The sequence below is a fragment of the Massilistercora timonensis genome (assembly GCF_048354975.1).
GTDB lineage: Bacteria > Bacillota > Clostridia > Lachnospirales > Lachnospiraceae > Massilistercora > Massilistercora timonensis.
The window spans coordinates 1-9566 of sequence record NZ_DBGCJQ010000005.1; the positions used below are offsets into that span (position 1 = coordinate 1).

Here is a 9566-nt window from a genome sequence, read left to right on the forward strand (position 1 = left end):
TCCTCCTTAATATCTACATATTTTGTATTCGTTTCAAATGGTTCAAATGATCTTCCGCCGCCTTCATAGAATTTTCCAAAGAACTCTACATACTGAAGACGGTTTGTATGCACGTACGCGCCCAACAGGTTGATCGCCATGTTCATTGCGTGTCCGATCACAAATACCACGATAAACAGGATTGCTCCCGCGATGCTCTTGCCCAGCATGCTTCCCATCTGATTGACAACGGAAGCGATAACGCCCGTCGCCAGTCCCAGGGCCAGCAGACGCGAATAAGAAAGCACGTCGCTGAGCCATCCGGTAATGTTGTAGAGATCATAAGCGCCAAGCGCGATCCGCAGCACCGGATTTTTGTTGTCCCGTCCGGACATCAGAAGGATTCCCACAGCGCCGGCGATGGCCAGCCCCTTCGACACGGTGTTCAGCACCGGCGGGAATACGATCTCCATCTGTGCGATAGACGCAAACAGATCAGACGGAAGCAGCATCATGATCAGGCCGATCAGGAACAGATACCACAGGACTACATCACAGAAGAAATCCAGGATCTTCCCGTCTCTGATCAGCATGTACCCTTTGATCCCCAGTCCTACAAACAGATGGATCAATCCAAACAACATGGAATATACCAGAAGTTTCATAGGATCGTTAAGTGGCGCGAACCAAAGTGCGGGCACCGTGATCTGTTCTCCAAAGAATGTCCTTGTCACCACATCGACTACGTCGCCAAAATATCCTCCAAACAGGACACCCCATACAATAGTGGAAACACCGCAGAACATGAACAGCTTGATCGTCTTGTGCATTCCCTTGTCCATCCGCGGGAACTTCTTGAGCACTATGAAACAGGCAATCGCCACGATCGCGCCGTAAGCGGCATCCGAAAGCATCATTCCAAAGAAAAATACATAGAAGAACGACATGATCGCCGTTGGGTCAACTTCGCCTTTACAGGGCATTCCATATGCCTCAAGGACGCCTTCCACACTGGATGCAAATGCGTTATTCTTCAGAAGCACCGGAGGTTCCTCATCCTCCTTCAGGTCTTCCACATCCACAACACAGTCAAACTTCTCTCCAATGGCTTTCTCCACGGCTGCAGACGCCTTTGCCGGCACATAACCACTGAGTACGAAGGTTCTCTCGGACTGAGGAAGGGTCCCCAGCACTTCGTACTTCTTAGTCCGCATCCGGAAATAGTCTCCCACCATTTTCAACTCTTCTCTGCTGTCCTCGCAGGCTTTGATCTTCTCTGAGATCGCTTCCATATGCTGGTTCAGCTCTTCAATCTGGGCTTCCAGCTGTTCCTTCTTCACCGCGGGGATCTCGTCCACCGTCTGGGACGGCCGGGCAAATCCGCCGGTCCGCAGGGCATCTTCTACCGCCAGCGCTTCTTCCTTCATACAGATAACCACCACATAGGCCGCATCCTTATCCTTCAGGATGATCTGTACATCCAGGGCCTCGGTCTCGGGACAGCGCTCCGCGATCAACTGATAAATGGACTCCAGAGTCACTTCCCCGGGCATGGTCCCAAGCAGCATTGCCGTTCTGCCGGTTCCTTCACAGTCCATCGGCACATCCAGGCCTAACCATGGAGTCAGCGACTCGATCTGGTTCTCCAGCTTCTGAATGCCGGCCCGGCTCTCAGCGATCTCCTTGTCCCATCCTACCAGGGCGCTGGCTTTTTCCAGGGTACTTTCCCTGGCCGCAGCCACTTTGGCGAATTTCTCCTGGTCAACCAGTTTCTTGCCTTCCAGGCTGGACAACATGGATTGCTTCTCCGGGGCGTAAGTATTCAGAATTGTCAGCGCCGTATCCAGAAGATTGGCCTTCTTCTCAAAGCTCTGTCTCGCTTCCAGCGTATCCATCTTCTCAAAGCCGTCTTCTTCATCGACGATCTGGTTCATCTCCATGATCCCCATGGTCTGGATCTTTTCCAGAATTGCTTTCCTGTCTTTTTTTAGCGCGCAGATACTTATTCTTTGCATCTGCAATACTGACATATCCCTATCCCTCCTTTTCTCTCAGATTTCATACTATCCCGGTCACATCAGATCAACTCTGCTATGACGGAATTCACTGCCTCCTCTTCCTTCGCAAGGGCGGACTGCCGTAACGACGCGATTTCTGCTTCTACTTGTTCCAAAGCTTCTTTCGCCGACTTTTCCGCAGCTTCCTTCGCCTGACTGAGATCAGCCTGCGCTTTTGCCTTTGCGTCCGAGGACGATGTCTCTTTTATCGTCTTCGCCTCGGCGGCAGCGTTCTCAAGGATTTCGGTGCAAGTTTCATCGGCTTTTTTCACCAATTCCCCAGCTTCTTTCTCCGCCTCCCTGATGGTTTTAATGGTTTCTTCTACCATTTGTTCACCACCTCTCTTTTTCTCCTTTTTTAGTCTTGTTCTTAAAATTATAATATAATTTTAACAATAAGTCCATTAATTTATTATTTTTTCGCCCAATATCCGGGATTTCCTACATACAATTCTGCAAGATTTCTTGCAATTTACCATTCCAGCCTGTGGAGATGTCCTGAGAGTTCCATTCCCGGGAACTGATTCTGGCGCAGTGCTTCATACAGCACCACTGCCACGGAATTCGCCAGGTTCAGGGAACGGATCCCGCCTGCCATGGGAATCCGGATACAGGTCTTACGGTGGTCCACCAGGATCTCTTCCGGGATCCCCGCGCTCTCCTTCCCGAACATGATATAGCAGTCCGGTTCGTAGGAGACTTCTGTGTACGCTCTCTCCGCCTTGGTAGTGGCCATATAGATCTTTGCTCCCGGATTTTTCTCCAGGAAGTCCTGGTAATCAATATAGGTCCTCACATCCAGGTCTTCCCAGTAATCCATCCCCGCCCGCTTCAGGTTCTTCTCATTTAACCGGAATCCCAGGGGTTCGATCAGGTGCAGGCGCGTCCCGGTGGCCACGCAGGTCCGTCCGATATTTCCGGTGTTGGCCGGGATCTCCGGCTCATGTAACACAATATTCAACATGTCTTTTCCTCCGCTTATGTATAGATCTTCCGGATCTCGTCCGGCGCAGGGCGATCCAGGTACTGCACCTCTTCGCCGCTTCGCAGGATCTTGTCATTATTATCTGTAAGGCGCCCTACCACTGCCGCCGGGATCCCCGCCGCCGCCAATTTCCCGGCCAGCGCTTCTCCCTCCGGGGCTGTGATCAGCAGACTGCCGGTGGAAGAAAGCTGATAGGGATTCAACCCCAGATACTCGCAGATCTCCACCGTCTCCTGACGGATGGGCAGCGCTTTCAGATCCACATCCACTCCGCATTCCAGAACTTTGGCCATCTCCCAGAGCACCGCCTTAACGCCGCCCTCGCCTACTGCCTGTACGTAACTTGCGCCCCGCTCCCAGGCAAGGGCCGCCTCTCTCCCGGCAAAAAGGCCGGCTTCCATCTCCCCTGCCTGTCTTAGGAATCCCGGGGGAAACCGTTTCTCCAACTCCTCCCGGCGCTCCCACAGAGCCTGCACCATTCCACCCAGGCCCACCCATCTGGTAAGCAGGATATCCTGTCCCGGCCCCGGCTCTTGCACTTCCTTGTCTCTCTCCTTCACCCCCGCCGCAGCGGCCACCGTCACAGCGCGTGACACCGCCGGGCTGATCCGGATCCCGTCTTCTATAAGAGTAATCCCTTCTCCACGACAAAAGGCACGGATCGGTTTCATCATCCCATAGATCCGTGCCTTCTCTGTCCCTTCCGGGCATTCTATGCGCACTCGGGCCCCTACACTTTTGGCCCCCGCGGCCATGACGGCGTTCACCGCCGTCACCACCGCATAAAGTCCGCTTTTTTCTGTTGTTCCGTATCCAATCGCTATCTCCTGCGATAATACACTGTCTCCCATTAAACTGTCTCCCTTTTCTTTACGCCCCTCCGGCCTGGCTGATCGCCGCCATGATCTTGGAATAATCCTGAGTGGCGATGGCAGCCCTTACCGCCGCCGCTGCATTTGCATTATCCGATTTCGTTCCAACTTTGACTACCTGGTCAGATTTGCTGTAATGGCTCTCGTTCACCTTCTCCCGCTCTACTTCCTTCCCGTCTACTGAAACCACTTTCCACAGCCTTGCGGATTTCCCCACATGGGGACTTCCCGAATAAGACATGGAGCCCAGGGCCGCCCCCGGATTTTCTTCATATCTTACGTCATATTCTTCCTCTGCCAGAGTCTCGCTCACATAGTCCACGCTGCGGTTGGCGTCCCGGGTCTCCTTCCCGTAGACGGCAAAATACAGCTGGTTGGAATCGTCAATACCGCCCTCAATATAAATAGGCGTATCCAGATTATTCTTGAATTTCAGATCCTTGGTGTCCCCGGCGATGGCCGCATCCCGGGAAGGATCCACATAATTGACCAGCATAGAGTGGGGATAACGCTCCACGATCTCCAGCTCCGCATAGAGAAGCGCGTTGTATAAGGTGGTGGACACCTGGCAGATCCCGCCGCCATAGCTCTCCACTACCTGTCCGTTCTCATAGGCTCCTGCCGGTACATAGCCGTGTTCCTCATCATAAGGTGCGGTCAGGTCATGAACGGAGGCCTCTTCTCCCGGCATCAGGATGGTCCCGTTAAGCTTCTTCGATCCGGTCTCCAGGTTCTTCCACCGCTCGCCGCCGCCGGCGTCTGTGGAGAAGGATCCTAGTTCATCCTGGATCGTTTCCAGGTCCGCCGCCTTGATCTTAGGCTCCTCTTTCACCAGTACCATTTCCTGGGTAAAATCATCATGCTTCCAGCCCTGGTTCAGGTATTCCTCCAGCGCTGTCAGAGACTTGGCCACGTCCACCGTGGTCCCTTCCTGTTCCGCCTCAATAGAGAAGCCGGTCCCGGTACGGCTGATCGCTGCGTCCTTGGCATGATCTGCAATGGGCACAGCCCGCTCCTTCAGGATCGCCTCACCTTTCTCTTCATTTACCGTGATCTTCTCATCCAGTACCAGTTTTTCTTTCTTTAGCTTGCGCAGCTTCAGATATCTGCTGAAGACCCCACCGTCTTTTCCGTAGGAAACTGCCTTGTCTACAGTCTTCTCCATATCACGGTAGTAGATCCCGAATTCCTCCAGTGTTGCCTCAGCGCTCTCTTTTCCCACCTTCAGAGTCACTGTCTTCGCCTGATCCTCTTTCAGATGTGCTTCCATTCCTTTCAGCACTTCCTCCCGGGTCATGCCGGAGGCGTTCATCGTTCCAATATAGATATTCTCACAGACCACATCCTGCGGAAATTTGGACACATAGCGATACAGCGTGAAATAGGTGATCCCAAACGCCAAAACCGCACACGCCAAAACAAGGCCAAAAAGGACCTGCGCCCTTTTCCGCCTCTTTTTTGCCATCCGTCCGTGGTGCTGTCTTCTCTTTCGAATCCCGTCAGCCATGTTCCCTGCTCACTTCCCGTTTCCCTTTAGACCATCAGATAGGGTATAACCGAGGTGGCTACCATCGCCACGATGACCACCATGATGATGATCGCGATCACACGTCTTGTATTTCTGTTATGAAAATCCATTTTATTCCCTTTCTTTGACCCATTTCACTTCATTCTATACTCTTTATCCCGTTTTTGCAAGAAGCATTCTCCAGTTTTTCGGTGATATTTTCCTCTTTTCGGTTGCCTTCCAGGATACAGGTCCTGGCCTCTCCCGTAAGGGGGCTCCTCTCCAGATAGTCAAAGAGAACCGTCTTCCCCAGCTGCGGAAAACGCTCCAGGTGGGTCATCCTGCGCAGCTGCTTCTTGTCAAATCCCTCATAGGCAGGCAGGAATGTCCGTTCCTTTTCCTCCCTCTCATAGAAGGCTCTCGCTTCCCCTGCGGAAACCGTCTCCTCCCCGGCAAATCCCGGCCTGCTCTTGGCATTCTCCCGCAGATAATAGTCGTAGACCAGAAGTTCCCGGAAGTATTCCTGTTTCCCGGGAATCCGCTCTTCAAGGAATCCCAGCAGGATCTCATAACGGGCGCTTCTTCGATGCTGCTGCTCCTCAAGCTGTTTCTTCCTATAATAATCCCATAATGCTTCATACATCCGGAAGGGTGAGGCAAATTCCCGCTCCAGTTCTTCCATGGTATATTCAAACTGCCTGCTGTTGTAGTAAACCTCCGTCATCTCCTCGATGCCTTTGAGCAGACGCACGTCTTCGTAAGACAGCCACCGGGTGCGCAGCACCTCGTAGGGCGGCTCCCATTTGCAGACCAGACCGTAAGCCTCCTCCTGCTCCTTCATCCAGGAGCCCTTCAGCACCTTCAGGAAACCCAGCTGAAGCTGATGAGGCTTCATCCGGTATACTTGGTCAAAAGACCGGGTGAAGCTTGCCAGGTCTTCATAGGGAAGCCCTGCGATCAGATCCAGATGCTGATGAATGTTCCCCTGCTGCCGGATCCGCTCTGTCGCCCGGGCAACCTTCTCAAGATCCATGGTCCGCCGGATCTCCCGGATGGTCCTGGGATTGGTGGACTGCACGCCGATCTCCAGCTGGACAAGCCCTGGCCGCATGGTCCCCAGAAGCTCCAGTTCCTCCTCGTTCAGAAGATCTGCCGACACTTCAAAGTGAAAATTCGTCACCCCGTTGTCGTGATCCCGGATATACTGCCAGATCTCCCGGGCATGGGCATGTCCGCAGTTGAAAGTCCGGTCCACGAACTTCACCTGGGGAACCTTCCGGTCCAGGAAAAACTGCAGTTCCTTCTTCACCAGAGAAAAACTTCGAAACCGCAGCTTCTTGTCCACTGAGGACAGGCAGTAGCTGCAGGAAAAGGGACAGCCCCTGCTGGACTCATAGTACAGGATCTTATTCTCAAACCGCTCCAGGTCCTGGTACACAAAGGGCACCTGATCCAGATCCATCGGCTCCCGCCAGGGATTCTCCACAATCTGTCCATCCGATCCGCGAAAAGTGATCCCGTCCACACCCGCCAGGTCTTCATCGGAAGGATCTCCCTGCCCCCACAGCCCGCACAGGCAGGCGAAGGTCTCTTCCCCCTCTCCCTTCATCACGCCCTTCACCTGAGGCAGCCGTCTCAGCACATCCCTGCTGTCATAGGATACCTCCGGCCCTCCCAGCCAGATGGGAAACCCGGGCCGGATCCGGGACAAGTCCCGCACCAGAAGCTCTACTGTCTGAAGATTCCAGATATAGCAGGACAGGCACAGCACATCCGCCTGTTCCTCATAAATACTTCCCAGGATCTCATCCGGCTGCTGATTGATGGTATATTCCCGGATCTTGATCTCCACCGGGCTCTCCCCGGCAAGTTCCTTCCTGGCATAAGCCTGCAGGTCATATACCGCCAGATTAGAGTGAATGTATTTTGCATTGATCGCTGTCAGCAGAATTTTCATGGCTTCTCCTTCATATCCATTGACATTTCTGAAAAAACACGTTAAAATTAAGTCTCGTGCAGCCGGGGTGTTAGCGGTACCTTGTACCTGCAATCCGCTATAGCAGGGGTGATGCTGCGCAGAGGGCTTGCTTTGCAGAGCTGCCCTTGGCAAGTGGCACTGAAGTCCGGGTCTTACGCGACGGAAATCCGTGAACCGTGTCAGGTCGGGAACGAAGCAGCACTAAGCGGAATCTTCCGGGTGCCGTAAGGGTGCCTGGGCCGAGTCAACTGCCAAGGTAACGTATGTGAAGTCTCGTTCGAAGCGCAGCGCACGAAAAAAGAAGAAAGAAATGAGGGATTGACATGATCAATCCCTTCTTTTTTTCTCCCGCAGTTCCCGGAAGAATGATTTCATCATCTGGCTGCACTCCTCTCCCAGGACTCCGGTCGTAATATCCACCTGATGGTTAAACTCCTCCATCTGCAACAGGTTCAGGATGGAGCCTGCACAGCCGGCTTTGGGGTTCATGCAGCCGATCACCACCCGGTCCATCCGGGACTGGACAATGGCGCCGGAACACATCTGGCAGGGCTCCAGAGTCACATACAGCGTGCACCCTTCCAGCCGCCAGTCCCCCATCTTCCTGCTGGCCTTCCGGATGGCCGTCAGTTCCGCATGGGACAGAGTGTTCTTGTCAATGGTGCGCCGGTTGTATCCCCGCCCGATGATCTTATCCTGATATACGATCACACAGCCGATGGGCACCTCTCCGATAGCATAGGCTTTCTTCGCCTGCCGTATGGCTTCCCGCATGTATTTCTCATCTGTATCCATCTCTTCCTCCTTGATCCGGTCCCTATCTTCGCACCGGAACGCACCAGTAACCGAACTCTTCTTCCTCCTGGTCTTCCTGCGCCGGCAGATCAGAGATCCTTTCCGCCGGTATAAACTCTCCAAATCCAAACGCCCGGGCGGCGTTGGCCTCCTTCTCATGATAGATTCCGGGAACCCCCAGTTTCAGCTGTTCTCCGTCTTCGATCAGTAACAGGTGCCGGTAATTATAATATCCGTGGAGCAGAAAACTGTTATTGGACCATCTCCACTCGCACCGGGGCAGTTCTGCCAGGTCTTTCCGCTGGATCCTGCGGCCGCTGCAGCGCCTGCTCTCCCCGGACACCGGCTTTTCCTGCCCTTCCACAGAAACCTCCTCCGGCTCAGGCGCCACTTCCTCCGGAGCCTCCTCCCAGACTTTCATCCCGTTGACATCCACCGGCATGTCGTCCCACACTGCGGCGTACCGCCGTCCGCCCTCCGCCTCCAGGATCACTCCGTCGATCCGGGCATAATTCTCCGGAACTCCGGTATCTTCCCTGGTAAAGCGAAGCCGGTAGTTCACCGCCGGATTCACATTTTCCAGGATCCCCTGGGGAATCCCCACGCATTCCTTATCTGTCTCATAAAAAAGGTAGAGCCCAAGCTGCCGGTTCCCGGCGATCCGCAGTCCCTTTCCATGGATATGGACCAGGGTTGCTTCTTCCGTCTGCTCTACCCTTACAAACCCTACATTGCGGACTCTCTTTCCCTGCTCATACTCATACAGATAACGGATAAATTGTTTCAAACATCCACTTCCATTTCGGATCTATTTACCACAATCTATTCGGTCCGTCCGCAAAAAATACCTATACGATGGCTTTGATCTCCTGATACAGACGCTTAGCGTAGCTGTCCGTCATCCCGCAGATATAATCCGTCACCAGGAGAAGCCGCAGATACAGTTTTTCCTCCTCGCTCTTTCCCTGCGCGTGATAATGATAGGCATTCTTGTAATTGCTGGAGATAAAGGAAACCATCCGATTCTCGATAGTCCCCAGCTTCTCCCCGGGCACATCGTAACGGATCACCGCCCGGATGAATTTATCCATCAGGAAATCGATCATGGCGGATTCCGCCACCTCCATCCGGTAGATGGCGTCTGAGGTAAATACCTTGCGGAACGCCAGATCCCCCAGCAGATCCATCAGCTTCTCCCCGAAGGTCCGGTGGAAAAGGTCGTACCGGTATTCCCCTTTCATGATGGCATTGTAATTGGAAGTAAATCCAAAGGTAGCGCAGTTGATAAGGAATCCCTGCACCCGCACGATCCAGTTCTTGATGGCGTATTCCTCCGGATCTTCCACATGCCGCTCTCTGCCCCGCAGATACAACTCCTCCAGCTTGTCCGCCG

At 53.6% G+C, this 9566-nt stretch carries 8 protein-coding genes, 1 other RNA gene and 1 pseudogene; 1 reads left to right on the plus strand and 9 read right to left on the minus strand.

Annotated elements, in window-relative coordinates:
* From ACML7B_RS00225 to ACML7B_RS00250, 6 genes are all read right to left on the minus strand, one after another.
* Positions 1–2009: V-type ATP synthase subunit I (locus ACML7B_RS00225; protein ID WP_418538758.1), on the minus strand; the 2009-nt coding region annotated here is incomplete at its 3' end.
* Between the two features lie 47 nt (positions 2010–2056).
* Complete coding sequence (locus ACML7B_RS00230) at positions 2057–2365, minus strand: hypothetical protein (RefSeq protein ID WP_346707516.1); 309 nt, start codon at positions 2363–2365, stop codon at positions 2057–2059.
* A gap of 143 nt (positions 2366–2508) precedes the next feature.
* A complete protein-coding gene (locus ACML7B_RS00235; RefSeq protein WP_106789615.1) occupies positions 2509–3000 on the minus strand; it encodes a tRNA (cytidine(34)-2'-O)-methyltransferase in 492 nt (163 codons plus the stop codon).
* Positions 3001–3014: 14 nt separating this feature from the next.
* On the minus strand, positions 3015–3872 hold the full coding sequence (locus ACML7B_RS00240; protein ID WP_346707515.1) for an AIR synthase-related protein: 858 nt from the start codon (positions 3870–3872) through the stop codon (positions 3015–3017).
* 19 nt (positions 3873–3891) lie between these two features.
* Complete coding sequence (locus ACML7B_RS00245; RefSeq protein WP_418538761.1) at positions 3892–5295, minus strand: VanW family protein; 1404 nt, start codon at positions 5293–5295, stop codon at positions 3892–3894.
* A gap of 265 nt (positions 5296–5560) precedes the next feature.
* Positions 5561–7357 (minus strand): B12-binding domain-containing radical SAM protein, encoded by a 1797-nt coding sequence (locus tag ACML7B_RS00250; RefSeq protein WP_418538762.1) that lies wholly within the window; start codon positions 7355–7357, stop codon positions 5561–5563.
* 54 nt (positions 7358–7411) lie between these two features.
* Between ACML7B_RS00250 and ffs the strand changes: the two genes are divergently transcribed.
* Positions 7412–7673: signal recognition particle sRNA large type (gene ffs, locus ACML7B_RS00255), an RNA gene on the plus strand.
* A gap of 32 nt (positions 7674–7705) precedes the next feature.
* Here the strand turns inward: ffs and tadA are convergent.
* The 3 genes and pseudogenes from tadA to ACML7B_RS00270 form a co-directional block, all read right to left on the minus strand.
* Complete coding sequence (gene tadA, locus ACML7B_RS00260; RefSeq protein WP_346707512.1) at positions 7706–8173, minus strand: tRNA adenosine(34) deaminase TadA; 468 nt, start codon at positions 8171–8173, stop codon at positions 7706–7708.
* A gap of 22 nt (positions 8174–8195) precedes the next feature.
* A complete protein-coding gene (locus ACML7B_RS00265) occupies positions 8196–8960 on the minus strand; it encodes a DUF6128 domain-containing protein (RefSeq protein ID WP_346707511.1) in 765 nt (254 codons plus the stop codon).
* 61 nt (positions 8961–9021) lie between these two features.
* A pseudogene (locus ACML7B_RS00270) lies at positions 9022–9566 on the minus strand (deoxyguanosinetriphosphate triphosphohydrolase); the annotation flags it as partial.

Excerpts from the sequence above, each read along its gene's own strand:
- ACML7B_RS00230 (WP_346707516.1), bottom strand. The coding sequence starts at position 2,365 with ATGGTAGAAGAAACCATTAAAACCATCAGGGAGGCGGAGAAAGAAGCT.
- ACML7B_RS00240 (WP_346707515.1), bottom strand. The coding sequence starts at position 3,872 with ATGGGAGACAGTGTATTATCGCAGGAGATAGCGATTGGATACGGAACA.
- ACML7B_RS00235 (WP_106789615.1), bottom strand. The coding sequence starts at position 3,000 with ATGTTGAATATTGTGTTACATGAGCCGGAGATCCCGGCCAACACCGGA.
- ACML7B_RS00250 (WP_418538762.1), bottom strand. The coding sequence starts at position 7,357 with ATGAAAATTCTGCTGACAGCGATCAATGCAAAATACATTCACTCTAAT.
- tadA (WP_346707512.1), bottom strand. The coding sequence starts at position 8,173 with ATGGATACAGATGAGAAATACATGCGGGAAGCCATACGGCAGGCGAAG.